Here is a 25824-nt window from a genome sequence, read left to right as displayed (position 1 = left end):
AAAAGTATATATTACTAAATAAAATTAGTAATATATACTTTTTAACCTTCATATTCTATCAGCGAAAACATCTCACTACACATGTTAAAGAAAGCATTAGCAATAGGAGTTAAGGTTCGTTTTGAATTAACAATTAAATATAGATTTCTTTTTAGGAGTAAATCTTTAATTTTACTTATCTTTATATTGCTCTTATCAATATAATCAAAAGAAATTTTTTCTGAAATGATTGATACACCCGTTCCTAGTTTTACAAATTGAAGAAGGTTGTCCAAAGTATTCACTTCACAAAATACATTTAATAAATTAGGATTAAGACCTTTTGATTCAAGAGCTGTATCAAGAGTAGTCCTAGTTGCTGAATTTTTCTCTCTAATTATAAATTTATATTTAAGCAAGTCCTTTAAAGTTATTTCATCAGGTACATTAAGTTCAGTACTAGATATTAGAACAAGGTCATCTTCCATGAGCTTGTAACTTTTTATTTTTTCATTTTTAACTGCAGTTCCAATTATAGCAATTTCACATTGAAGATCTAAAATATCCTTAATTATATTTCCAGAGCTTTCTTCTGTAATATTAAAACGAACATCAGGGTAGGACTTACTAAATTTTTTTATAAGTCCTGGCACCAATGAGTTACAGGGCGTGGTACTAGCATATAAATTTAATCTCCCGGATATTGTGGTATTAAAATTAGAAAGATTAGAAACCGCATTATTTCGAATATTTATTATATTTATTGCATATTCTAAAAAAGAATGGCCCGCAGGTGTTAAATATACTTCTTTAGAGGTTCTGTCAAAAAGTTGGACATTTAATTCTCTTTCTAAGCTAGCTATATGAGAACTTATTGTAGGTTGAGATAAAAAAATTGTACTAGCCGCTTTAGAGAAACTTTTAAACTTTGCTACATTAATGAAGGCTTCAATCTGTTTGAAATCCATAAGTATCCTCCTTGTATATTGAATATGTAGTAGTTATATTTAAAAATTAATATTATTGCAATTCATTTATAATTATGAGGGTATTTATAGTTAATTTCAATAGGTAAGATAAAAAATAGAAAGAGCTTTTACCCTTTCCATTTAAATATTGTTATACCTACAATCATTATGCCAATTCCTATAAACTTGGATAGAGTGAATTTTATTTGCTCTGCGCCAAACATTCCAAAGCTATCAATTATACCAGCTGCAAGAAGTTGAGCAACTAATATAGTTGCAATGGAATAGGTGGGGCCAAGCTTTGTTATACCTTGCATAACAGAAAAAATAATTATAGCACCTAGCAGTCCGCCTAGTAAATATAATTTATTTACATCTTTTATGGCTTTTAAATTACCATTACCAGCTACAAGGAGTATTATTAAGGTGACAATTAAAGCAGTGCCTTGAACGAAAACATTAGTTTCCCAAAGTCCAATTTTTTCACTTAACCTTGTATTAAAAACACCTTGAAGACTCATACAAACACCAGCAATGACAGAAAAAATTAATCCCAATTACAATCACACTCCTCTAGGTTAGTTTGCCCAGAATGTATTGTAATATTAAAAGAATATAATTATAGGAGTTTAAAAAGACAGGATTTAATATCCGTTATCCTGTCTTTCATGATTGATGTTGTTTTTATGTAAATATGCATTTTCGATATCTTCCTTAGAAAAACCTAAATTTTCACCTAAACTTAAAAAATCCTGAAAAATATTTAAATAGTTATGCAATGAAGAACAAGTTATAAAATCTGAAATATTTATATATAAGCTTAAAAACTGCTCAGATAATTCACATGTAATATGGTTAGTGTTTAAAGTAATACCTTGAAATTTATTTTCTAGTCCAATGCTTAAAATAAAATGTAAGCAGTCAACATACTCCTCAAGAATTACATCATTACTTGAAGGAGCTTTTGTACTCCAAAATTTAAAACAACGTGTTTCATTTGCTAGTTCCCCTAGTTCTACTTGAAGGGATAGTATTTTTTTTCTAAGCAAGGGTATTCCACACAGGTTATGTTCTGACTCAATTCTTTTATCTAAAGTATCTTGCATTTGAAATAATCTCTGTAAGTTCATGTTTTAAACCGCCTTTTTTCTAAATTATATATGTTATAGAGTGTATTTTTTAACCACCATCTCTTTATTATCATTTATAGGCTTCCAAAGCTCTACAGAGTGGATCGTAATAGTTTTTAAGAATTCTTCATCCTTAGCTAATTTACAAGCAGATAAGTATTCACTATTGGACCACTCTCTATCAGCAAAGGTTGTGTTAGCTAGTGAAATATGTAAATTCCAATTTTCAATTTGTTCGCGAACATTAAATCCCTGTGAATTTAAAACAGAATTCACGTGTTTAGATAATTCATATATAGTGCCTTTATTATTAATATTTAAGTTTACAGATTTAAATGGAGAGTCAAAACATATTACACCATTTAATTCAACTTGGAACTTAGTATAATTTGTAAGAATATTTTTCAAAGAAATATCCAAATCACAAAGGTTGGGATTTGTGATTACTTCTAGAGTTATATGAAGCATGGGCAGGTCTGTTTCAGATCTATACAGGTTATACTTCTCACAAAGTGTCTTTTGCAGTAATTCTACATATTTATAAGAAACGCTGTCAAATAAAGCAACCAAGTAGTAAATCATTTTTATCACCCTCAAAATTAAAACATAACTTATGTTTTTAGTACTCTCTTAAATCATAAGTTTTAACTACTATTTCTTTTTTATTACTAACCTGTTTCCATAATTCAAGTCGACAAACCTTTGCAAATTTAAAAAAAGCATCTTGATCTAAATTAGTATCAATAGTAATTGTTCCTGTGCTATTTGATTTTTTAATTATATGATTGGCATTAGCTAGCGGAATGCGTAAATCGATATTATCATTCTCACTCTTAACGTTAAAACCATGTAAATCTAAAGTATCTGTAATACTTCTAGCTAAACGATAAATATATCCTTTATCTTCAACTTTAAGATTAACTTGGGTAAGATTTTCAGTTAAACTAATACTATTATTTATGTTAACTTTGAATTTTTTATAAGGAACCATAATTTTAGAAACGACTACATCTAATTTTTCTAAATCAGGATTCGTTATAGTACATATTGATATATAAAGATTAGGTGAACTTTTATATAGTTTATATTTTCTACAAATATCTCTTTGGATATTTTGAATTGTAGCATTAGATCCATCATCAAATAAAGCAACTAAAAAGTATCTCATATTTTTCCTCCGAATTAAATTAATAACCAAGATTGGTTAAGGTTATTTTGATTAAATTACAAACTAATTATAACATATTTTTTTAGTTTTGTATTTTATATGTAAATTTATGTATACACATTTTATTAGCATAATTAATTTTAATTATGCTAATAATAGTTTTGTAATTAATTATAAGGAGGTGCTTTTAATATGGAGCATAATAATAGCATAGGATGTACAGTAGATGAGTGTAAATTTCATTGTAAACATGATGATTATTGTACTTTAAACAAAATCGAAGTTATAAAACATGAAAGTGTTGCTAAAACACAAGAATGTACAGACTGCGGAAGTTTTAAAACATCATAATAATATAAAAATCACCCGCATTTTAGCGGGTGATTTTTATATTATTATGAAGAAACTATATCTATTTTAATAGATTGCGCATTAAATCATCACTTGCATAGCGGTTCAGCTTCTTCGAAACTGTAATATTAACCACTTAAAAAGGAGACTTTTCTTGTAAAATGTAATTAAACGAAAGAATACCATTTTACATTTTCAAAATAAATGTTAGAATATAATTTAGATATGCTATAATGGCGTGTATATATAAAAATAAAAGTAAATTAAAAAGTAAATTAATATATAAAGTATAGTGAGGATGATACGAATATGGAAAAATTGGTAATTAAAGGTGGTCGACCTATCCTTGGTCAAGTAGAAATAAGCGGTGCGAAAAATGCAGCGGTAGCGATTCTACCAGTAGCTATAATCGCAAGTAAGGGTAAATGTATAATTGAAAATATTCCTGATATAGAAGATGTAAATTGTATTGAAAGAATATTAGAGGATTTAGGTTGTGAAATTAAAAGAGAAAATAATTCAGTTTCTATAGATAGTACAAATATAATTAGCATGGATGCGAATACAGAAGATGTAAGAAAAATGAGAGCATCCTATTATTTGATTGGTGCACTTTTAGCTAGGTTTAAAAAGGCTAAAGTAGACCTTCCAGGGGGTTGCCCTATAGGAGTAAGACCTATAGATCAACATATAAAAGGGTTTGAGGCACTTGGAGCAACTGTAACTATTGAGAGTGGTGCGGTAAAGGTTGAGGCTGATAGACTAATTGGAACTAGCATTTATTTTGACGTTGTTAGTGTAGGTGCAACAATAAATGTAATGACTGCAGCAACTCTTGCAGAAGGTACAACTATTTTAGAAAATTCTGCAAAAGAACCGCATGTGGTTGACGTAGCTAACTTTTTAAATTCTATGGGAGCGAGTATTAAAGGTGCAGGTACAGATGTTATAAGAATTATAGGTGTAAAAGAATTAACAGGATGTACATATAGTGTAATTCCAGATCAGATTGAAGCGGGAACCTTTATGATAGCAGCCGCTGCTTGTGGTGGTGAAGTAACTATAAATAATGTTATCCCAAAGCATCTTGAATCAATTTCTGCAAAGCTCATGGAAATGGGAGCAGAGGTACATGAAGGTGGAGACAGTGTTACAGTTAAAGCAAAAGGAAGGCTCAAGGCTGTAAATATTAAGACGCTTCCATATCCAGGATTTCCAACGGATGTGCAACAACCAATGAATACATTATTATGCATTTCAGAGGGCAGAAGCATAATAAATGAAAGTATCTGGGAAGCTAGATTTAAACATGTGGACGAATTAAAAAAGATGGGGGCTTCCATAAAAGTTGAAGGAAGTGTAGCTACAGTAGATGGTGTAGATAAACTTATAGGAACAGTTGTAACAGCATCGGATTTAAGAGCTGGAGCAGCACTAGTTATAGCAGGCCTTATAGCAGAAGGTACTACAGAAATTTTAGGAATAGAGCATATTGATAGAGGATATCCAAATATTGAAGAAAAATTCAGGAGTATAGGGGCAGATATAACTAGAGTTACAATTTAAAATTAAAGGAGACAATTATGATATTTTGTCCATTATATAGTGGAAGCAGTGGAAATAGCGTATTTGTAGCGTCAGAAAATACAAAGATTTTAGTGGATGTTGGTATGCCTGGAAAAAGCATTGAAAGTGCTCTTAAACATATTAATCAAAACCCTAGCGAGATTGATGGTATTTTTATTACTCATGAGCATTCTGACCATATAAAAGGTGCTGGAATTATTTCTAGAAGATATGATACACCAATATATGCCAATGAGAATACCTGGAAAGCTATGGAAAGCAAAATAGGCAATGTAAAAGAACATAATATAAGAATTATTAATAACAATTCTGTGGACATAAAGGATATGCATATAGTAAATTATAAAATATCACATGATGCTGTAGATCCCATAGGGTATGCTTTTTATACTGGAAAAAAGAAAGCGTGCATAGCTACGGATTTAGGCTACTTTTCTGAGGTAGTAAAGAATATAATAAAAGATGCAGATGTAATTCTACTGGAGAGTAATCATGATGTGGAAATGGTAAAGTTTGGACCTTATCCATACCCATTGAAAAGAAGGATATTAAGTGATGTAGGTCATTTATCCAATGATGCATGTGGAAATGCTATAGTAGAAATAATGAATGATAAACAAAAACGTATTATTCTAGGACATTTGAGTAAAACAAATAATTTTCCTGATTTAGCATACCAAACAGTGGTTAATATACTTAAAGATAATAGTATTGAAATAGGGAAGGACATTTTTTTAGATCTAGCTAGAAGGGACATGCCAAGTGATGTAATTGATTTTTAACGACATTTCAGAAGGAAATTCGCTTGCTTCTATAAGTTGGTTTCCCATACTATAACAAAGAAAAAACTTCAGTGGGAGGGTAACAATTGAGAATTGTTATCTACTCCATAGATTTACAAAGGGGTAGATATCCTTCTGAAGTCGTTAATATTGCAGTAGCGAAGATGATGATTTAAAGGAGAGATCTAGTATGAAAAAGGTGATAAAAATAGTATTATGTTCATTACTTGTTATTTCAACAGTGGCATTTTTTGGGTGTGAAAAAAAAGATAAAAAAAGTGTAACAAATAAGGAAAAAATCGAAAATCTAAAACTTCCTCTAGAAAAAGATGCTTCTATCCAATTTGGTATTTATTTTGATGGTACTAAAGATGATTCTAATGTACAAGTAGTTAAGGATGAGAGAATTATTAATAAAGAAGAGCTTATTGGGGAAACTATTATGCAAGAACTTATAAAAGGACCAACTGGAAAAAGTGAGTTAAAACCAATACTTCCTAAAGAAACTAGATTATTAAGTTTTTCTATTAAAGATAGTATTGCTTATGTTAATTTGAGCAAAGAAGCTAAAATAAAGATGTCAGTTGCAAAAGAAAAAAGTTGCCTACAAAGCATAGCTGCGTCATTAGCCCAATTACCTTCTGTAGAAGAAGTAAAGCTAACTATGGAAAATGAAGATATTGATACCATAGGTGGGAACTTTGATATATCCAAGCCCTTTAGTAAAGCAGAAATAGTACCAATAAAAAAATAGGAATCTAGCTGTGGAAAATGCTAAAGAATGATTTAATCACAGGTTAGATGATTTAATTTAAGAGATTTAAACATAAACGTTGAAAATTAGTGAAATCTTTATTATAATAATGGAATATAACAAAATACATTATGATTTGAAGGAGAATGAAACATGAGTTTATATAAAGAGTGGACAGATATGGTGGTTGATTATGTTAAACGTAGAGGAGAACCTGCGTTTTGGCAAGAATACGGAGAAGTAGAAAAACGTATTTATACTAAATTATTATCAAACCATAAAGATGAAGTTAAAGGTACATTAGGAGAACTTGCAAAACACTTTGATGTATCTAACATTTATTTTATGGGATTTACTGATGGAATAAACGATAGTCTTTTAGAAACAGTAGTATTAGAAGAAACTGAAGCGGACACTGAAGTAGATTTTAAAGTAGACTATGAAAAGCTTTATTTTAATATGCTAGACGCAAAAGCAGATTATTTATATGAGCTTCCACAATGGGAAGGGATTTTCTCCAAAGAAAAGAGAAAAGAAATTCAAAGAGCTTATAGAGATTCCAAAATGGTAGTTAATACTGATAAAGTTGGAAGAAATGATGTATGCCCTTGTGGTAGTGGAAAAAAATACAAAAAATGTTGTGGAAAATAATTCTACAAATAATTATGTGAAATTATAAATAATTATGATAAATAAAACCTTGCATATATGTATAGGTTTTATTTGTTTTTTTTGAAAATTTTTATAAATATATGTGACTGATACGAAAACAAAGGTTATGATGTATATAATATAAATTGTAGTGACCAGTATACAGAAAATTATAAGGAGGATTTAGCAATGAATATTATTGAAATCAAAAATTTGACTAAAAATTACGGCGCAGCAAGAGGAATCACTGATGTAAGTTTTAATGTTCAGCAAGGAGAAATTTTTGGCTTTATTGGGCCCAATGGTGCAGGGAAATCAACAACAATAAGAACGCTATTATCTCTAATTTATCCGACGTCTGGTAGTGCTACAATTTTTGGAAGGGACTGTATTAAATTTGGACCGGAGATAAAGAAGGAAATAGGGTACCTACCATCAGAGGTTTTTTATTATGACAATATGAAGGTTATTGACCTTCTAAAGTATTCAGCAAGTTTTTATAAGAAAGATTGTAGCAAGAGAATTATTGAACTAGCTGAGATAATGAACCTTGATCTTAATAAGAAAATTGATGATTTATCTTATGGTAATAAAAAGAAAGTTGGTATAGTTCAAGGCCTTTTACACTCGCCTAAGCTTATCATACTTGATGAGCCTACTAGCGGACTTGACCCACTTATGCAACAAAAATTCTTTGAACTTCTAGAGAAGGAGAATAAGCGGGGAGCAACAATTTTGCTTTCTTCTCATATTTTAAGTGAGGTTCAGAGGTTATGTAATCGTGTTGCCATTATTAAAGAGGGTAAAATTATAAAGGTTGAAAAGATTAGTACACTACAAGAAAGTAACCATAAAAAATTCAAAATTCAAGTGGCATCAAAAATAGAAGATAATTATTTTAACATAAGTGGTGTCAGTGCTTTAGATATAAAAGGTAAGATAATAAGCTTTTTATTTAGAGGTAATATTAATTTTATTATGAAAAAGATTTCAGAAATAGATATAACAAATCTTTGGATTGAAGAGCCAGACCTTGAAGAGATATTTATGCATTATTATGTGAAGGAGGAGTAAAAGCTATGAATATGTTTTTACATGAACTTAAGGCTTATAGAAAATCCACTATAATATGGACATGCTCTTTGATTGCAATTATCGCGCTTTTCTTGTCAATGTATCCAGCTTTTTCAAAGGAAGTTGAAGCATTCAAAAAGTTAATGGAAGGATTTCCAGAGCCAGTAAGAAAAGCATTGGGCCTCTCTGTAGAGAGTATGTCTTCTATTTTAGGGTTTTATTCCTATACATTTTTATATTTAACACTTTGTGGTGCAATTCAAGCTATGAATCTAGGCACCTCCATTATATCAAAGGAAGTTCGCGCAAAAACAGCAGATTTCCTTTTAACTAAACCTGTTACTCGCAGGGGTATTATGACATCAAAGCTAATGGCTGCATTAACCTGTCTAATAATTACTAATGTAATTTATTTAGTGGCCGCTAGCACTATGGCATCCCTTGTAAAGACGGAAGACTATAGTTATAAAATATTCTTTATGATCTCTATTACATTGTTTTTTATCCAGCTTATGTTTCTATCACTGGGAATTATAATTTCTGTGGTGGGGCCTAAGATTAAATCTGTGCTACCTATTTCCCTTGGAACGGTATTTACATTTTTTATTATTGGAATGTTTTCATCTACAACAGGCGATGATGCTATACGTTATATTACCCCTTTTAAGTATTTTGACACGGGTTACATTATGAAAAATTCTAGTTATGAGATTTCATTTATTATAATAGAAATAGTGGTTATTATTGTAGCAATTGCTGCCAGCTATTTTGTTTATGATAAGAAGGATGTCCACGCGGTTTAATAGTGATGATTATCTAGTAATATAAGGAGGCTAGTTATGAATATATTTATTGTAGAGATGAAGGCTCAGAGAAAAGGTCTTATTATATGGGCTTTAGGTATACTATTTATGGTTGGAGCTGGTATGGGTAAATTTGTTGCATTATCATCCTCAGGTCAATCTATGAATGAGCTATTGAATCAAATGCCAAAATCGATGCTAGCAATTATGGGTATTGGCACTTTAGATTTGTCAAAGGCTAGTGGTTATTATGGAGTGCTGTTTTTATACTTAGTGCTTATGGCAACCATTCATGCCTCTATGCTTGGAGCTGATATAATTTCAAAGGAAGAGCGAGATAAAACCGCAGAGTTTCTACTAGCAAAACCTATTTCAAGAAATAAAATTGTAACATCAAAATTATTAGCTGCCACAATGAATATTTTGATATTTAATGTTATTACCTTGGTATCTTCAATTATTATAGTAGGAAAATACAGTAAAGGTGAAGCAGTAAGTGCAGACATAGCAATATTAATGATGGGAATGCTTATTTTGCAGCTTATGTTTATGCTTATTGGCACAGCAATAGCTGCTGTGAGCAGAAACCCGAAGACAGCTACATCTATATCTACAGCCATACTGTTAATAACGTTTATACTATCTATAGCCATAGACATAAACAGTAAACTTCAAAACCTCAAATATCTTACTCCATTTAAGTATTTTGAAGCTAAAAATTTGATGAATGGCGTTGGCTTTCAATGGAGTTTTGTGATATTATCAATTATAATTATTTTGGTAATGTTATGCATTACATATGTTTTTTATAAAAAAAGGGATTTGAATATATAGCAATGTTAAAAAAATGTTTATAACATGGGACTTGATCCATGCTATAAACATTTTTTTAGGACATATTACTTTTTATATCCAGTACGATCTCTTCAATTATATCTTTGATTTGCAGATTTCTTGTGCCTGGTATATAAATACCATGTTTTTGTAGTGGAATTATATATTTAGTACAATCCATATTAAATATTGACTTGGCGATCACGGGAGTAATTTCTCCGTTTATACCACCACTACATATCATTCCAATTGGTCCGATTACACTATCAATCTTATTTGTCATGCAAAATGAGCAGATTGCATTTTCACCACTTATACCAACATTTGCACCCGCCCTTACCATATTTGAAGTAGCAATTGCATTTGTACCAAGTGCAGTAATATAAACATCAAGGCTAATTTCTTTACGAATTTTTTTTATAATTGTTTGACCAAGACCTGCACCTTGTGCATCTAGTACAGCTATTTTCATGGTAATACCCCCAAAATAATTTATAATATAGTGAATTTTATTTTTGTATACATAATTGTTATTATACTATAATTAGTATGTATATTCTATTTTTAACTCAAACAAAGTTAATGTGGCTTTGCTACATGTTATTTGTTTTTAGTCTATAAATAGTATATTATATGTATGATAATCACAATAAAATTGAAACTAAGGAGATTTACTATGAACATAACTATAATTTGCGTAGGAAAAATAAAAGAGAAATATTTAAAAAGTGCTATAGATGAATATACAAAAAGACTATCTAGATACTGTAAGCTCAGCATAGTTGAGTTAGGTGATGAGAAAACTCCAGATAATGCCTCTGAAAAACAAGAGGTTTTAATAAAAGAAAAAGAAGGTGAGGCAATACTTAAGAGCATAAAGGATAATATGTTTGTAATTGCTCTAGAGTTAAAGGGAAATATGCTATCCTCTGAGGAACTATCTAATTTCATAATGGATTTGGGCGTCAAGGGTGAAAGTAATATAGCTTTTATAATTGGAGGGTCCTTAGGGTTATCTAAGGCTGTTTTAGAAAGGTCAAATTACAAATTATGCTTTTCGAAGATGACCTTCCCACACCAATTATTTAGAGTTATGCTACTGGAACAGGTTTATAGGGGGTTTAGAATAATAAGTGGGGAACCGTATCACAAGTAGGTACACAATTATTTCAATTTAATTAAACAGAATAAATTTACAAAAATAAGTATATTTGTATTGAAAATATGATAGAATGATTAAAATGAATTTGATTTTCAAGGAGAGAGGCAAATGTACAGACCAATTTAATACACAATAAAATTACAGGATATTTCAAAATTAACCTTTCAAACAAGGTTTTTTTGCTATGTAATTTTGGAGGTGTATTAAAATTGAATAAAAAAGCTAATATTTATTTAATGTACATTATTGTATTCCTACAGGGATTTGTTTTTTATGGACCTATTGCTACATTGTATAGGCAAAATAGAAATTTATCTTTGTCTAATATGTTTTTAATAGAGTCTATATCTTGGATATTAATGATTATTTTTGAAGTCCCCTGGGGATGGTTTGCAGATAAATTTGGGTACAAAAAAACCCTTGTTATTTCAAATTTTATATTTTTCATATCAAAAATAATTTTTTATAAAGCAAATTCATTTGGGATGTTCTTTTTAGAACGGGTGTTATTATCAGTGTCTTTAGCTGGCATTTCAGGGTGTGACATCGCTCTACTATATTCATCGGTGGAGCAAGATGAGAGTGAAAAAGTATTTGGTAGATACAATGCATTTTCAACTGGTGGCTATTTAATTGGTTCAATTATGTTCTCAATACTGGTTAAAAAATCCATGGATAGTACTGCGTTTTGGACTATTATATCTTATGCAGTTGCAGCAGCATTAACTTTGTTTATAAAAGAGGTTAATGTAGAGCAGGTTGAAAAGCCTAAGTTTAAGCAAAGTTTACTAACAGCTTTTAAAAATAAAAAAATCATAATATTGGTGATTTCTTTTGCTTTAATAAATGAAGTTGTTCAAGTGGTAGGTGTGTTTTTAAATCAATCACAGTATGTACGCTCTGGAATAAATATTAAATATTTTGGAATATTGGCAGTTGTTATGCAAATAGTTCGATTAAGCTCGATTAAAGCTTATAAATTAAGCATTAAGCTAGGTAAAGATAGAAGCATCCAAATTTTATATAGCATAATTACTATATGTTGTATAATACTTGTGTTTACCTCTAATGCTACATTAACTATACTTTCAATAATTTTCATATGTGGCAGTGCAGCTATAATTTCTCCTATAGTTTTAGATATTGAAAATAAAAGCATAAGTACTATTGATAGGGCCACGCTTTTATCAGTATTTGCTATGTTTGGCGATTTAACGGCTGCAGGAGTCAACGTGATTATTGGAAAGACAGCGGATATTTCTACTTCATCAGCTTTTATAACTTGCGTGATTATGTGTATTCTTGCTTATATATTATTGTTTATCTATAAGAAAAAAAACATCAAGGAAATATTACAGGTAAAATAAAGATAAAATGATAAAAGTTGTAGTACAATAAAGAGAGGCAAAGTTAAAATAAGGTGAGTGCTAAAAGTATTATCTTTCAATTTGGTGAGTTAATTTTTTTATAAAGGAGGGATATTTATGAAAAGAGAATATTTGGAATTGAAAACATGTCGTACTGAAAAAGCAGAATTTATAAGGGGAAGAGAATATGTTGTACTTGGTACAACAAGTGAACAGACATATGAATATGAATGCGAAGTATTGCCTTGTTATAGGATTGTAAACGAAAGGGGCGCTGTGGAAATAGTTGTGCCTGACCAAATTTTCTATCCAACCAATAGGTTATTGCAATCCATAAAAGACGTAGTATACTTAGGTATTCTAGATATAGATAGTTTAGTGGAGGGTGAAATATATTCTGTGTTTAAAATGCATGAAGAAAAAGGGGAACTTGTTTATAGCATATTTGATAATTCAAATAAACTAAAAACATATCCTACATCCTTGTTTGTTTCAGAAGCTGAATATCTTAAAATGACTAAAGAGGAACTTTCTGATTTTAAGAAAGCAAAAACAGAAGAAGTATTAGAATTTGAAGATTTGAGAAAAAAAGAGGAGCAAAAGGCCTTAGATGAAAAATTAGAATTTGAAAATGCTAAAAAAAATGAGATTCAAAAATCTTTAGATGAACAAAACAAGCTACAAAATATAAAGGATTTGAATAATCTTGAAATAGAAAAAATTAAAAAGATTATAAAAGTTTTAAGACCAAATATAGTACAAAATACTACTAGCCCTTCCATTAATGAAACCTCTAAAATTACAAATAAAATTAATAAGATCTTAATGTTTTTTATTATTGGATGTTTTATAACAGTTGTTTGTTCAATATTTGGTAAGGCTTTATTAAGTTCAATAATTAATATGATATATTTAATTGCAGGTGTGTTAACTTACGTGTATTTAAAAAATAATTTACCTGAAAGTTTAATTAAAGATATTCCTAAAAGTGAAAAACCTGATAAAAAATCGCTAAATTTATTGGTGAGCTTTAATGATGATATATTGTTGAAATTAAAAAAAATCGAATTAAATTTATTGATTTTGGAAGGTGGAACTACTGTAAGTAGTGGGAATGTTTCACTAATAAAAGAATCTGTTTCCTTTTGCTTAGAAAGTTATAAAACCAAAGATACTAATTTATTAAAAGATATATCTGTATTTTTAGATAAAACCCTGGAATATATATATAGCTTGATAGACGGGAATAATTCAGAAGAATTATATATAGAAAAGCAGGTTTATAAAAATGTGTCTTCTATTATAAACAGGAACACTGATATTTTCGAACTTATGATTTCGGACAATAAAGAAATTAAAGAAATATTAAATAAGGGAATTAACCCTATGGAGTAAACAATTATTATAATTGGATGGCTCTTAATAATATTTATTATTAAGAGCCATCCTACATTTTCAGCAAATTTAAATATAAACTTGGGCATTTTTACGGATAAGCAAAATTTAAAAGCAACTTGTAGTTGACAAAAATGTTACGTTTAATTGGTAGAAATATGATCGTTTTATTAGTAAAGGAGAATGTATAATGATTTTAAATAGAAATGATAAATGCTGGTGTGGAAGTAGACTAAAATATAAGAATTGCCATTTGGACTTTGATAAAAAACTAGAAGCCCTTAAGAATCAAGGATGCATAGTACCAACAAGAAATCTTATTAAGAGCAAAGAGCAAATTGAAGGGATAAGAAAAAGTGCTAAAATTAATAATGGTCTTCTAGATTTGGTTAGTGAGAATATTAAAGAAGGAATGACTACAGAAGAAATTAATAAATTAGCTCATGAATATACAATATCTCAGGGTGGAATTCCAGCTACTCTTAATTATGATGGATTTCCCAAAAGTATTTGTACATCAATTAATGATGAAGTGTGTCATGGAATACCAAGTAAAGATGTAGTACTTAAAAATGGTGATATTATAAATGTTGATGCAACTACTATTCTTAATGGATATTATTCAGATGCATCAAGAATGTTTATGATTGGAGAAGTAACTGACAAAGCGAGGAAGATAGTAGAAATAACTAAGGAATGCTTAAATAAGGCAATAGAATCAGTAAAACCTTGGGGCTTTTTAGGTGACATAGGAGCAGTTATTCAAGAATATGCAGAAAGTAATGGATATTCAGTAGTTAGAGATTTTGGAGGGCATGGAGTTGGATTAAATATTCATGAGGAACCATTTGTTTCTCATTTTGGAATTAGAGGAACGGATATGATTTTAGCACCAGGGATGGTATTTACCATTGAACCAATGATAAATGGCGGAAGTCATGAAATATTTATAGATGAAGATAATGGATGGACAGCTTTTACAGCTGATGGAGCTCTTTCAGCACAGTGGGAGCATACGATTCTTGTAACTGAGGATGGTATAGAGATAATATCAAAATAAATAATAATTAAAATCTTGTACAAGACTAATTAAGTTTTGTACAAGATTTTTTTACGTTAAGCACACTTATAGGAGGCTTGGATGTTTTGCCTCCATCATTGAAACTATTAACTAATTAATTGGTTGAGGGTTTTTAAGAAAAGTTTATACTTTGTTTATACTTAGTTTAGGGAAAATCTAGGATTATATTTTACAATTAGATTATCGGAATATTAAATATAAATAGAGAAATATTTTTCTTAATAAATATGTAAGAATTATGGTAAGTGTTTTGTAAAAAATACCTTGTATAATTATTTATAGAGTGAAGTTGATAAGTTTTAAAATATGGGGGGGAATATCTAAAATGATCAAAATAATGTTTGCAATGAATATTCTAGTAATAATAACAGCATTACTTTTTTTTATTATGGGAATAAAGTATTTTAAAAATGATAAATACAATAAAAGATGTATGAAATGTATACTTGGGGGTACTAGTATTACAGGAATATGTATTATTATAGGGGCCTTACTTTTTGTACCAACCTTCTTTCCGATATAAAAATAAGGGTTGGTAAATAACAACTGCTATAATGGTAAATACATTTCGCATTGCTCAATTGGTTCTTTTTGGAATCCTAGCTTTCGGAGGAAATCTTCTAATGAGGCGTTGCTTGGCAGGCATATAGTCACTTTTTCTACATTTTGAGCCTGGGCTGCTTTTTGGATCATACTGCGTCCAAGACCCTGATGGCGGCAGGTTGGGTGGACCCAGAGGAAGTTGATTTTACCTTGTGAGCTCATGGCAATTAGGGCCACTTGTCTATCAGCATGGTATGCACCAAGGAGAGATTCATGTGTGCTGGAAGCATAGTAGGGCGTGTCACTTTGCCAGCTGATGTGGCAGTCTAAGAGTGATTTTCTAAAGGACTCCAGTTTATCAAAGGTGACCTGCTTCACAATGTATGGCAGTGTATCGGTAGGTGAAGCTATTGTTTGTATCATGCTGGAGTAGTATTTTAGTGTGTAAACATGTTTATAACCACAGTTTTCATAGAACTTCACGGCCCTGTGATTATCTTTTATTACTTCAAGGAATAATTGCTTGCATTGGAAAGTAAGCGCAGTGGATTTATGCATATCAAATAACTTCTGGCTAATGCCTTGACCTCGATAGTCTGGACTGAGGCAAAGGGTGCCACAGCGCATGGTAGCTAAGCCATCAAATACTCGGATGCCACTGAGAATCAAACCGATGGGATGGTTCTGATCAAATGCCATAAAGGATAGATTTAGTGCGTTGCCTTCAGGACCAAAGAATCTAGCTTCGAAGGCATCCTGGCTCATTGTTAGCGGGAGGATATAGTCTGAGAAGCCAAGGCTAAAAGCTTGGAATATTTCGTTTATAGTTACATCAGTGCAAGTTTTATAAGTAATCATAATCGCTTACCCCCTTAAATAATTGAGAATCATATTAATGTATTCAGAGATTGTAGCTTCATTAATCTTAATGCCCATTACAGCATCAGTGAATCCCACACCATCTAGCGATGTAATAATGAGATAAACAGCACTTTTTGTGTTTAAATTCTGACGGAACTCGCCATTTTGAATGCCTTCCAAAAGGAGTTGTTGCAAATCCTCTTCAAATTTTTTGTAGCGTACTTGGGCAATCTCGTTTTTACAGGTGCTTCTTGACATTATACTCCAAAATTCCGTGGTAAATCTAATGCCCATACAAACGCTTTCGGTTTCAAGACTATCCAGAAACCAGCGTAGATAGAGAGTTACCTTCTGCGACGCGCTCTCTATATCAGTCATTTCATGAAGTACATTACTTCTCATTTGAAAGCGTTGCTGGGCAATTGCCAGGAAAATCTCTTCTTTGCTCTTAAAATAAGTGTAAAGACCTCCTTTACTGATACCGGAATGTTTAACAATATCCTCCATAGAGGATTGGGAATACCCTTTTGAACTAAAGACCTCAAAAGCCTTGTCTATAATTTCTAGTTTTCGAAGCTGAAATTTTTCTGAACTTATTTTTGGCATATTCATCCCTCCATAAAAACGACCAGACGGTTTTTATTATATTATAAAACAAAAATAATATAATATCGATATTAATTTTTAATTGAATATGGAAAAATTTATAAAATGATTGATATTATAAGGTAAAGGATGTATACTCTATAATGGAAACTATATAAACTAAATAAGTTTCCATTATAGAGGTGAGTATATAAATATGAAAGATAACGTATTTTCTCGAAAAGAGTTACTATTTTTAATTACAATAAGTTTAGCTTTAGGAATTAGGCAAATGGCAATGACTATGGTTATGCCTTTTATTTCAACTTACAGCAAGACTTTAAGATACAGTAATGCAACCTTATCTGGATTAGCATTGGGTATATTTGGGCTGACCCAAGCTATTTTTCAAATACCTTTTGGTATATGGAGTGATAAAGTAGGAAATAAACCTGTTCTTTTAATTGGGATTATGCAAGTAATAATAGGGTTAATAGTTGCATTTTTTGCTAAAAGCATATATATGCTTATCTTTGCAAGGGCTTTGCAAGGAAGTGGAGCTGTAATTGCCACTGGATATTCATGGGTTACTGGTAGTGTAGATAGCAGAAAGCGACCAAGGGCTTTAAGTATTGTAGGAATATTTATTGGCTTTTCAGCAGCGGCTTCTTTTGCTTTAGGACCTTTAATTCACAACTATTTATCAGTAAGACAGATGTTTTTAATATGCGCAATCTTGATTTTCTTAGTATGGATTATTATACTATTTTTTCTAAAGGAGACTTATGACTTAAACTCTTATGAGATACCAGAAAAACAAATTAGTACAAGGGATAGCATTAGGGTATTATTAAAAAATAAAACATTTTTAGCACTTAACTTAGCAGGGTTTTTTAATAATTTTATAATGGTTGCAGTATTTTATGTAGTACCTCAATATCTTGACAAAATTACAGGTATTAATGGCATGTGGAAGATTTTTATGCCTGCAGTAATTATTGCTATAATATGTATGCGAAAAACTATTAAATTTGTTGAGAGAGGATATAGTTCAAACTTGATTGCTGTATCATTTATGATAACTGCTATAGGTATATGTTTTTATTTTAATAGTAAATCATTTTATTTTATATTGGTAGGTACTATACTATTTATGACAGGGTATATTTCTTTATCTACGATAATACCTTCTGTAGCAAATGATATTGCAGAAAATAGTTATAGAGGTACTGCAAATGGAATAATAAATAGTTTTCAATATATCGGTTCTTTTTTTGGAGCAGTGATTACTGGTGCTCTATGGAATAACCATGAAAATGTTGTATTACTTTTAATAATAGGAATATCTATAATGGGTGTATTTACTGTAAAAAAAACTAAAATTAACAGTTCAATGAATTAAATAAAAATTAGATTGAGGATGATAAAATGAGAGATATAATAATGAAAGTTGCTTCTGAAAAGATACAGATATATGGTTTAAGAAAATTTACTATGGATGAAATTGCTTCAGAACTTAAAATTAGTAAAAAAACTATCTATAAGTATTTTAAAAATAAAGATGATATTATAGTTGAATATTTTAAAGAAATAATAGAAACTGATAAAAATGACACCCTTGAGTCTGCAAAAAAAGACTGTCCTTTAGTAGAGAAGTTGAATTCTATAGTTTATTCTTATCATAAATACAAATTACCGGTTAATGTATTAGATGAAGCATATAAATTTTATAATGATGAATGGAAGAAAATTCAGCAATTAAGGGATTTTAAATTAAATCTTATTGAAATTACAATAAAAGAGGGGATGAAAGAAGGTTTTTTAAGAAGTGATATTCAACCGCATATGATTACTTTGATGTTGGAAGGTATTAGTAACACATTTTTAGATTATAAATTCTTAAGTAAAAATGATATGACCATGAAAGATGCTATGAATGATGTGATGACAATATTATTATACGGGATTTTAAAATAAATTAGGTTTGTAGTGTATTAATAGCTACATCAGAAATACAAAAAATAACTCAATATGTATTTAATTATTAATTATGACAAAAATATGTTATATTGTAAATATAAAATATTTTTATAATGATAAGTGTATTTATAAATTAAAGATCAAATATCAATAAATAGAAATGGAGGGTATTTAAATGAATATTAAAATACGGAATTCAGAAGAAGACCAGTATGGTAATAGTAAGGAAAATATTTTTTTAGCCTTTGATTTGGAAGGAAACTATTTAGGAAGCGCATATGCATATGCTTCAATAAACTATCATCAGACATATGAAACACCTTATATTATTTTTATAGGTGTTAATATAGAGTCTAATATAGACAAGCTGTTCGGGGAGGAAGTTACACAAAAGCTATTTGATAAGGTGTTTTTAAGGGCTAAAGAACTTAGGATACAAAGGCCTGATTTAAAATCTAGAATATATGCTGGTTTTGAGTATGATAAGGATAAACTAGATTTTTATATTAAAAATGGATTTGAAGAAGACTATAGTATTGTTATGGAAGCAAATATTCCGAAAAACTTTACATATATTTTACCGGAAAATGTAAAAGTAACAGAGCTTAAAATTAATTGTGATACAGAGGTTATGGCATATAAGGCAATGCATGACGAAATGTTTGTAACACCATTGGATATAGATATATTTGCAGAGCAAGGGAGAGCAAAGTATTTTAAAAACCTATCCTTTTTAATAGGTGGGAAGGTACAGGGAGGATGTACAATCTTTGAAAAAGATGGGTTTGGTTATGTTGAAACGATATATGTTTTACCGGAAGTACGGGGATCGGGAATATCCAAAACTATACTTAACTATATATTTGATTATTTCTTGTCAAAAGCTTTGGATAAAACAAAACTTGAGGTATGGGAATCCAATGAACGTGCAGTAAAGCTTTATAAATCTTTTGGTTATAATGAAGTGAAAAAGAACTTGATGTTTCCAAGGATAATCCTTTAACCACATTTACAGGCAAGTCTAGGGACTTCAAAATTAAATATGAATAATATATAAAGCAATAAAAGTTATATACAAACAAATGGAGGAATTATGAATAAAAAAATATTATTAATTGCACTAATTGCTATGAGTGTTTTTACAGCAGGTTGTACAAAACAAAAGGTTGCAGAATCACAAAGTCAGCCAACTATCAGTATGCAAACTAAAACAGATAATACAGCAAAATCAACTATACCAAATACTTCTACTAGTAATTCAACAAGTACTGCAACAGCAAAATCAACGCCTAATAATAGTTCTACTGTTAACAAAACAAGCACAGTAACGAAAGAATCAACTACCAAGGGTAACACTACAACTAATTCCACAGGAACAGTAAAACAATCACAAGAAATATTTTATGGTCAGTGGGTTATTGAAAAACCATTAGCATATGGGCGAGTTGGAACTTATGGAAGCGATAATATTACACAATTGATTGGTAGAAAATTAAGTTTTTCAAAAGAAAAAGCAACTTGTTTTGGGGAGACGATAAAGGATTTAGATAATGTTGTTATAAGCCCTGTATATAAAAAAACTGTTGTTTCAAAAGATGACTTTGAAGCTGCGAGTCCGGCTATTACCTTTGATAAATTAGGTATAAAAGCTAATTCTATTATCCAAATTCAGACTACTGATTCAAAAGGTAATGGGTGTACTTTCTTTATTAAAGACAATAAAACTTTAATTTTAAGTGGTGGTATGACGTTTTTTCAACTTGTCAGATAAAATACTAGCGATATTGGTCATCAGTTTTTATAATAATTTTTTTTGGGCAAATGATAAAGATTAGCATTAAGGAAAAATATTTTCTTTGGGAGATGAATTATGTTAAGAAAAGTTACTAGGGAAGATTTTCAAAAGCTATTTACTTGGGTTAATGATGAAGAGGTAAGAAAAAATTCAAGGTATACGGAGGAGAAAAATTTAGAAGAATATAAGGACTGGTTTTTTAAGGCACTAAAGGACAAAAACCTTTTTATGTTTATTGAAGTAGTTGATGAAAAAGATGTTGGACAAGTAAAACTTGAAATTTCACAGCAAGAGATAACATTTAACTATAGCATTGCTAAAGAACATAGGGGTAATGGATTTGGTACTGCTACAATTAGAGATGCCCAAAGTTTTATAAATGAAAATAAAGATTTGTTTATTGCTAATAGCAAGTTAGTTGCATATATTAGAGAAGGTAATATACCTTCTTGCAGAGTGTTTGAAAAACTTGGATACATAAAAGTATTTCAGTGTGAGGATTATGTGAAATTTCAAAAAAGTGCAGTGTGAGTTGTTAGAGGCTTTATGATTAGCAAGGCAAAACCTACCATAAGTAATATGGGCTACCCATAATAAAAATTTTCTTTTCACCACTTGACCTTCGCCTAAGGTGAAGGTTTATACTATAAACAAGTTAGAGGGTAAGATTAAAACTTACCCTCTAAAAAAATGAATCTATATGAGGTGGGCAATGGAAATAAAGTATAGTATTAAAGAAGTGGCAAAATTGTTTAACATAACAACAAATAAGATCCGATTTTATGAAAAGAAGGGGATAATAACACCTGCACGGGATGAAGAAAATAACTATCGCTACTATACAGAAAAGGACCTAATAAAATTACAGACTATTCTTATGTATAGAATATTAAATATACCCATAGAAGATATTGAAGATATAATTAAGAATGATTATAAAAATAATGTATTAAATCACTTTTATAAGCAGTGGGAAATCATAAACAATGAAGTTCATAGAGCAAAACTTATTCAAAATTCGCTAGAAGAAATAATGGACACAATTTATGAAGCAAATGATGAAAAATATCATAGGAGTATTATTGAATCAATTAAAAAGATGAATGAAATATATAAAATAAAAGAAAACTGGAAGGATAAATGGGATTTTGATGGGTGGGCAAAAAACTATGATAAGGACGTAAAAGGGGACAGCGGTAGGTTAAAAATTTATAAAAACTATGAAGTGATTTTAGATATGGTTTTTAAAAAAGCAACCTACAATATAGATAAAGAAGTAGAAATATTGGAAATAGGTGTGGGTACGGGTAATCTTGCAAATAGATTTTTATCAATAGGACTGCATATTACGGGACTAGATCAATCCAGGGAAATGCTGAATGTGGCAAAAGAGAAATTTCCAAAGTTAAAACTGAGACTAGGCGAATTTTTAAAGCTACCCTTTGAAAATAATACTTTTGATATTATTGTATCCACCTATGCATTCCATCACTTGAATGAGGAGGAAAAAACCGTTGCTATTAAGGAAATGTTAAGGATTTTAAAGAATGATGGAAAAATAATCATTGGAGATCTTATGTTTGAAAATGAAAAACAGAAACATAAAATTATGAAAAACCTCACAAGGAAGCAAATTGATGAAATTGAAGATGAGTATTATTCAAACATTGAGTTATTACAAAATGAATTTGGAAAGTATGGTAAAACAGTGAATATATTTCAAATTGATGAGTTCAATATTGTAGTTGAAGTAGCCTGAGTAAAAGTACAGGCTACTTTTTTAACGATTTTTAAATAGTTATTATGCAATCTACAAAGTTATTTTTCAAGGAACAGTCCTAAAAAAGAACAAGTGAACAAGATAAATCAACTTATACAATTGTAAAATCTTGAAGGTGTTTAAATATATTTGTAGAATAACCCTTTAATAGAGAAAACAAAGTATAATTGATAAATAACTAATTAATGTAATTAGTTATTTTTAATATTCTATGAAGGATTACAAGTAAAATGCTAGATAATAATCTATTGATTTATACTACAGTGTCTCACTCATCATTACCATGGCTCAATTTCAACGTATCAAATACCCCAATTTAGCATATGTTCACGCTCTAATAACTTAATTACAACATACTAGATATATAAAGGAGATTAACTAATGATTAACATACTTATATGTGATGATTGTTCAAAAACATTACAGTTGATAAAAAATATAGTTATAAAAACTTATGAAGAAGAAATGAATTTCAAAGATTTTAATGTATTAACTTTTAATAACTCCGCTGATCTTATTTCATATGTTAAAAATAGTGTTGAAAAAAACATATACATATTGGATATTGATTTAAATGAAGAAAAAAACGGTTTAAAATTAGGAAGAGAAATTAGAAAATTAGACCAGTATTCAGGTGAAATGATTTTTGTTACCAATCATATTGAATTAAGTTTTAAAGTATTTCAATACAAACTCCGTGTGGTAACCTTCATAAATAAAAGCCTAAACCTTGAAAGTCAGTTAAAAGAAAGTCTTTTAATTGCTACCGAAATATTGAATAAGCAAAAGGATGAAAAGCAAAAGAAATTAATAATTAAAATAGGTACTGAAACATTTAAGATACTGTCTCAAGACATTATTTACATTGAAACTATAAAAAATAGCCGTAAAGTGATTCTTTATAGTACCAATACCATGGTTGAATTTTACAGCACGTTAAAAGAATTAATGAATTCATTAGATGATAATTTTATCCAAATCCATAAAACAAGTATAGTGAATAAGAAATATATAAAAAATGTATGTAAAAATTCTAATAATCCTCATGTAGAAATGACGACAGGAGCCATATGCTCTATTTCTAGAACAGGATTAAAAGAGGTGAGCAAAGCGTGTGGATAATAAATATAGTTCTTTTATTTATTATGTTTTATGTTCAGCTATATATTGGTTGTAAATTAAAAAAAATTAAATTTAATATCAATATAAATAATTTCATAACAATACTAAGTAGCTCTATATTATATTATTATGTACTTAAGCTTAATTGCTTAAATGATTACAAAGTTATCATTACCACTATATTTCTTATGATAATTTTAGCATTATTGATTGAACAGAGCATCCTATATTTGATTCAAACTACATTTTTTATAACTTTAATAATGATATTTTCTGAAGCTATAACAGCGCAATTTTTTATAAATATATTAAGTATTAATTTAAAAGTTTTAAGTTCAAACGAAATAGCATTTATATTTTTTAATATTATTTTGTTTATCACTGCTATTTTTATAATTAACTTAAAAGAAGTAGTCACTGTATTTTTAATTTCTAAATTCAAAATTAAAGATAATGATTTTATGGTAAACACCATATTTATGGCAAGTTTAATGATTGTATTTATTGTTATTTATTTTTTAGCATATAAATCTTTCAATAAAGACACAGTTGTTATTATACTTCTAAGTTCCATCGTTTGCTTAATGTTGATTATAATATTCTTTCATAAAAATTACATGTTAAAAGTAAAGCAACAAGAATTTATACAATTAAAAACATATACTAGTATTATAGAAAATCTAGTAGACGATGTAGCCAAGTTTAAACATGATTATAATAATATTCTTTTTATGACCAGAGGATATTTAGAAGATAATAATGTTGAAGAATTAAAAAGAATTTTTAATAAAGAGTTGATTCATGAATGTAACTATGAAAACAATGAAATACTAAAGCTTAAAAAAATTAAAGACGCTGGATTAAAAGGATTGCTGACCTCTAAAATAATGAAACTCTACTTAGATAATATAACACTATCAATAGAAATTTTAGACACAATAGACACTTTTCATATAGATATAATAGATTTATGTAGAATTGTAGGAGTACTTCTAGATAATGCCTGTGAAGCTGCAAAGGATAGCAAAGAGAAATTAGTATCTATATCTTTTATTCAAGATGAATGTTTAAATATAACTATTGCTAATTCTTATAACAGCCATATAAATATAAGTAGTATATACAAAAAAAGCTATTCCACAAAAGGGCCCAATCGTGGAATAGGCTTAAATAATGTAAAAGAAATTATAAATAAAAAATATCCTAATGTTTTATTAAAAACATCTGTTGAAAAAGATGTTTTTATTCAAGATTTATATATAGAAGCTAAGTAGGTAGGACTACTTAGCTTTTTTCAATAATGATTTTGGCATTTTAGGTTCCTCTAAAGCATAAGCCGCACAAGCTTGGGTGGATGTATGAGCTATATTTGTAGCTATAGCACTTATTTTTATTGCTAAAACTTTAGATATTTTCTCTGTAATATTCATAATTGTTATACCTCCTATTTAGTATTTTGTATGTAATCGGGCATATAAGAATGGCTTCTATCCATAATATATGTAGAAAAAATATTGGAAAAAAATGGGTTCATTATAGATATAGAAAGAAAAAAATAAACACTAGCTGTAAGTATACTTTTTATTTTAAGATTTTGTCTAACTGATTTATCTAAATAGGGTTTTTCCTCTGTATCTGCGGGTGCATATTTGAAAAATACATATAGAACTACTATAAAAATAAACAATTTTGCAATAATGGTAAGTGGATATTCTAAAGAAATATATACGGCACCCAATATAATAAATCCTGTAGATATTAAGCATGTAATACTTTTCCTAGCATGGATTCCTCCAACAAAGCGGCGCAAAATCCCAAAAATTATTAAGGTATATAGCGTGTACCAGAATAAACCTAGTATATATCCTACAGCTAAAATAATAGGGAGTTTTGTAATGTTCATAAAAAACACTTCTATCCCATACCTTATAATTTCTAAGTCCTCTTCTGTCTTATTCGGTAATGTTTTTTTTATGTAATTAGATAGGTTCATACTAAACTTTTCTGATAATCTCATGCAAGTACTTCCTTAATAAAATTGATTTTTATATATAAAAAATTTACCAAGTATA

General features: G+C 29.4%; 31 protein-coding genes. 21 read left to right on the top strand and 10 right to left on the bottom strand.

Annotated features, from left to right (window positions below; translation table 11 throughout):
• Positions 1–41: 41 nt before the first annotated feature.
• The 5 genes from Ctaglu_RS04860 to Ctaglu_RS04840 all read right to left on the bottom strand — a co-directional run bounded on the left by Ctaglu_RS04860 (position 42) and on the right by Ctaglu_RS04840 (position 3245).
• Positions 42–947 (bottom strand): selenium metabolism-associated LysR family transcriptional regulator, encoded by a 906-nt coding sequence (locus Ctaglu_RS04860; RefSeq protein ID WP_124998628.1) that lies wholly within the window; start codon positions 945–947, stop codon positions 42–44.
• A 128-nt stretch (positions 948–1075) separates the two neighbouring features.
• A complete protein-coding gene (locus Ctaglu_RS04855; RefSeq protein WP_124998862.1) occupies positions 1076–1468 on the bottom strand; it encodes a DMT family transporter in 393 nt (130 codons plus the stop codon).
• Between the two features lie 123 nt (positions 1469–1591).
• On the bottom strand, positions 1592–2077 hold the full coding sequence (locus tag Ctaglu_RS04850) for a dUTP diphosphatase (protein ID WP_124998626.1): 486 nt from the start codon (positions 2075–2077) through the stop codon (positions 1592–1594).
• A gap of 33 nt (positions 2078–2110) precedes the next feature.
• Entirely contained in the window at positions 2111–2659 is a 549-nt protein-coding gene (locus Ctaglu_RS04845) for a 2'-5' RNA ligase family protein (protein ID WP_124998624.1), read from the bottom strand.
• Between the two features lie 37 nt (positions 2660–2696).
• Positions 2697–3245: a hypothetical protein gene (locus Ctaglu_RS04840; RefSeq protein ID WP_124998622.1), complete on the bottom strand. Its 549-nt coding sequence runs from the start codon at positions 3243–3245 to the stop codon at positions 2697–2699.
• 192 nt (positions 3246–3437) lie between these two features.
• Between Ctaglu_RS04840 and Ctaglu_RS04835 the strand changes: the two genes are divergently transcribed.
• The 8 genes from Ctaglu_RS04835 to Ctaglu_RS04800 all read left to right on the top strand — a co-directional run bounded on the left by Ctaglu_RS04835 (position 3438) and on the right by Ctaglu_RS04800 (position 10081).
• On the top strand, positions 3438–3596 hold the full coding sequence (locus Ctaglu_RS04835) for a DUF1540 domain-containing protein (RefSeq protein ID WP_124998620.1): 159 nt from the start codon (positions 3438–3440) through the stop codon (positions 3594–3596).
• Positions 3597–3905: 309 nt separating this feature from the next.
• Positions 3906–5162, top strand: coding sequence for a UDP-N-acetylglucosamine 1-carboxyvinyltransferase (gene murA, locus Ctaglu_RS04830; RefSeq protein ID WP_124998618.1), 1257 nt, complete (start codon positions 3906–3908; stop codon positions 5160–5162).
• A gap of 17 nt (positions 5163–5179) precedes the next feature.
• Positions 5180–5965 carry an MBL fold metallo-hydrolase gene (locus tag Ctaglu_RS04825; protein WP_124998616.1) on the top strand — a complete coding sequence of 262 codons (786 nt, stop codon included), beginning with the start codon at positions 5180–5182 and terminating at the stop codon, positions 5963–5965.
• A 190-nt stretch (positions 5966–6155) separates the two neighbouring features.
• Positions 6156–6719, top strand: coding sequence for a GerMN domain-containing protein (locus tag Ctaglu_RS04820; protein WP_124998614.1), 564 nt, complete (start codon positions 6156–6158; stop codon positions 6717–6719).
• 153 nt (positions 6720–6872) lie between these two features.
• Positions 6873–7370, top strand: coding sequence for an SEC-C metal-binding domain-containing protein (locus Ctaglu_RS04815; RefSeq protein WP_124998612.1), 498 nt, complete (start codon positions 6873–6875; stop codon positions 7368–7370).
• A gap of 189 nt (positions 7371–7559) precedes the next feature.
• Positions 7560–8444, top strand: coding sequence for an ABC transporter ATP-binding protein (locus tag Ctaglu_RS04810; RefSeq protein WP_124998611.1), 885 nt, complete (start codon positions 7560–7562; stop codon positions 8442–8444).
• A 5-nt stretch (positions 8445–8449) separates the two neighbouring features.
• Positions 8450–9247: an ABC transporter permease subunit gene (locus Ctaglu_RS04805; RefSeq protein WP_124998609.1), complete on the top strand. Its 798-nt coding sequence runs from the start codon at positions 8450–8452 to the stop codon at positions 9245–9247.
• A 36-nt stretch (positions 9248–9283) separates the two neighbouring features.
• On the top strand, positions 9284–10081 hold the full coding sequence (locus tag Ctaglu_RS04800) for a DUF2705 family protein (RefSeq protein ID WP_124998607.1): 798 nt from the start codon (positions 9284–9286) through the stop codon (positions 10079–10081).
• A gap of 55 nt (positions 10082–10136) precedes the next feature.
• Here the strand turns inward: Ctaglu_RS04800 and Ctaglu_RS04795 are convergent, their stop codons facing one another.
• Positions 10137–10553, bottom strand: a complete 417-nt coding sequence (locus tag Ctaglu_RS04795; RefSeq protein ID WP_124998605.1) for a DUF3842 family protein — start codon at positions 10551–10553, stop codon at positions 10137–10139.
• Between the two features lie 204 nt (positions 10554–10757).
• Between Ctaglu_RS04795 and rlmH the strand changes: the two genes are divergently transcribed.
• The 5 genes from rlmH to Ctaglu_RS04770 all read left to right on the top strand — a co-directional run bounded on the left by rlmH (position 10758) and on the right by Ctaglu_RS04770 (position 15609).
• On the top strand, positions 10758–11237 hold the full coding sequence (gene rlmH / locus Ctaglu_RS04790; protein ID WP_124998603.1) for a 23S rRNA (pseudouridine(1915)-N(3))-methyltransferase RlmH: 480 nt from the start codon (positions 10758–10760) through the stop codon (positions 11235–11237).
• A gap of 215 nt (positions 11238–11452) precedes the next feature.
• The gene (locus tag Ctaglu_RS04785; protein ID WP_124998601.1) at positions 11453–12610 is read left to right on the top strand and encodes an MFS transporter; all 1158 of its coding nucleotides are present in this window, start codon (positions 11453–11455) and stop codon (positions 12608–12610) included.
• 117 nt (positions 12611–12727) lie between these two features.
• Positions 12728–14005, top strand: coding sequence for a hypothetical protein (locus tag Ctaglu_RS04780; RefSeq protein WP_124998599.1), 1278 nt, complete (start codon positions 12728–12730; stop codon positions 14003–14005).
• 190 nt (positions 14006–14195) lie between these two features.
• Positions 14196–15065: a methionyl aminopeptidase gene (locus Ctaglu_RS04775; RefSeq protein WP_124998597.1), complete on the top strand. Its 870-nt coding sequence runs from the start codon at positions 14196–14198 to the stop codon at positions 15063–15065.
• Positions 15066–15411: 346 nt separating this feature from the next.
• Positions 15412–15609: a hypothetical protein gene (locus tag Ctaglu_RS04770; protein ID WP_124998595.1), complete on the top strand. Its 198-nt coding sequence runs from the start codon at positions 15412–15414 to the stop codon at positions 15607–15609.
• A 26-nt stretch (positions 15610–15635) separates the two neighbouring features.
• On the opposite strand, the gene Ctaglu_RS04765 is transcribed toward Ctaglu_RS04770, so the two are convergent.
• Both Ctaglu_RS04765 and Ctaglu_RS04760 read right to left on the bottom strand, forming a co-directional pair.
• Entirely contained in the window at positions 15636–16487 is an 852-nt protein-coding gene (locus Ctaglu_RS04765; RefSeq protein ID WP_124998593.1) for a GNAT family N-acetyltransferase, read from the bottom strand.
• 6 nt (positions 16488–16493) lie between these two features.
• Positions 16494–17096: a TetR/AcrR family transcriptional regulator gene (locus tag Ctaglu_RS04760; RefSeq protein WP_185732591.1), complete on the bottom strand. Its 603-nt coding sequence runs from the start codon at positions 17094–17096 to the stop codon at positions 16494–16496.
• 196 nt (positions 17097–17292) lie between these two features.
• Between Ctaglu_RS04760 and Ctaglu_RS04755 the strand changes: the two genes are divergently transcribed.
• The 8 genes from Ctaglu_RS04755 to Ctaglu_RS04720 all read left to right on the top strand — a co-directional run bounded on the left by Ctaglu_RS04755 (position 17293) and on the right by Ctaglu_RS04720 (position 25026).
• The gene (locus Ctaglu_RS04755; protein ID WP_124998589.1) at positions 17293–18477 is read left to right on the top strand and encodes an MFS transporter; all 1185 of its coding nucleotides are present in this window, start codon (positions 17293–17295) and stop codon (positions 18475–18477) included.
• A gap of 26 nt (positions 18478–18503) precedes the next feature.
• Positions 18504–19052 (top strand): TetR/AcrR family transcriptional regulator, encoded by a 549-nt coding sequence (locus Ctaglu_RS04750; protein ID WP_124998587.1) that lies wholly within the window; start codon positions 18504–18506, stop codon positions 19050–19052.
• A 178-nt stretch (positions 19053–19230) separates the two neighbouring features.
• A complete protein-coding gene (locus Ctaglu_RS04745; RefSeq protein WP_124998585.1) occupies positions 19231–20058 on the top strand; it encodes a GNAT family N-acetyltransferase in 828 nt (275 codons plus the stop codon).
• A gap of 90 nt (positions 20059–20148) precedes the next feature.
• A complete protein-coding gene (locus Ctaglu_RS04740; protein WP_124998583.1) occupies positions 20149–20826 on the top strand; it encodes a hypothetical protein in 678 nt (225 codons plus the stop codon).
• A 99-nt stretch (positions 20827–20925) separates the two neighbouring features.
• Entirely contained in the window at positions 20926–21381 is a 456-nt protein-coding gene (locus Ctaglu_RS04735; RefSeq protein WP_124998581.1) for a GNAT family N-acetyltransferase, read from the top strand.
• A gap of 181 nt (positions 21382–21562) precedes the next feature.
• Positions 21563–22609, top strand: a complete 1047-nt coding sequence (locus Ctaglu_RS04730) for a MerR family transcriptional regulator (RefSeq protein ID WP_124998579.1) — start codon at positions 21563–21565, stop codon at positions 22607–22609.
• A gap of 402 nt (positions 22610–23011) precedes the next feature.
• Positions 23012–23752, top strand: coding sequence for a LytR/AlgR family response regulator transcription factor (locus tag Ctaglu_RS04725; RefSeq protein WP_124998577.1), 741 nt, complete (start codon positions 23012–23014; stop codon positions 23750–23752).
• Entirely contained in the window at positions 23743–25026 is a 1284-nt protein-coding gene (locus tag Ctaglu_RS04720) for a sensor histidine kinase (RefSeq protein WP_124998575.1), read from the top strand. Before Ctaglu_RS04725 ends, Ctaglu_RS04720 begins: the two co-directional genes overlap by 10 nt.
• Before the next feature lie 6 nt (positions 25027–25032).
• On the opposite strand, the gene Ctaglu_RS04715 is transcribed toward Ctaglu_RS04720, so the two are convergent.
• Together Ctaglu_RS04715 and Ctaglu_RS04710 are read right to left on the bottom strand one after the other, a co-directional pair.
• A complete protein-coding gene (locus tag Ctaglu_RS04715; RefSeq protein ID WP_124998573.1) occupies positions 25033–25182 on the bottom strand; it encodes an AgrD family cyclic lactone autoinducer peptide in 150 nt (49 codons plus the stop codon).
• A 14-nt stretch (positions 25183–25196) separates the two neighbouring features.
• Complete coding sequence (locus Ctaglu_RS04710; RefSeq protein ID WP_233439692.1) at positions 25197–25769, bottom strand: accessory gene regulator ArgB-like protein; 573 nt, start codon at positions 25767–25769, stop codon at positions 25197–25199.
• Between the last annotated feature and the right edge of the window lie 55 nt (positions 25770–25824).

This window comes from Clostridium tagluense (assembly GCF_003865095.1).
Lineage (GTDB): Bacteria > Bacillota > Clostridia > Clostridiales > Clostridiaceae > Clostridium_AD > Clostridium_AD tagluense.
This window is presented reverse-complemented; position numbering and strand designations above follow the sequence as displayed.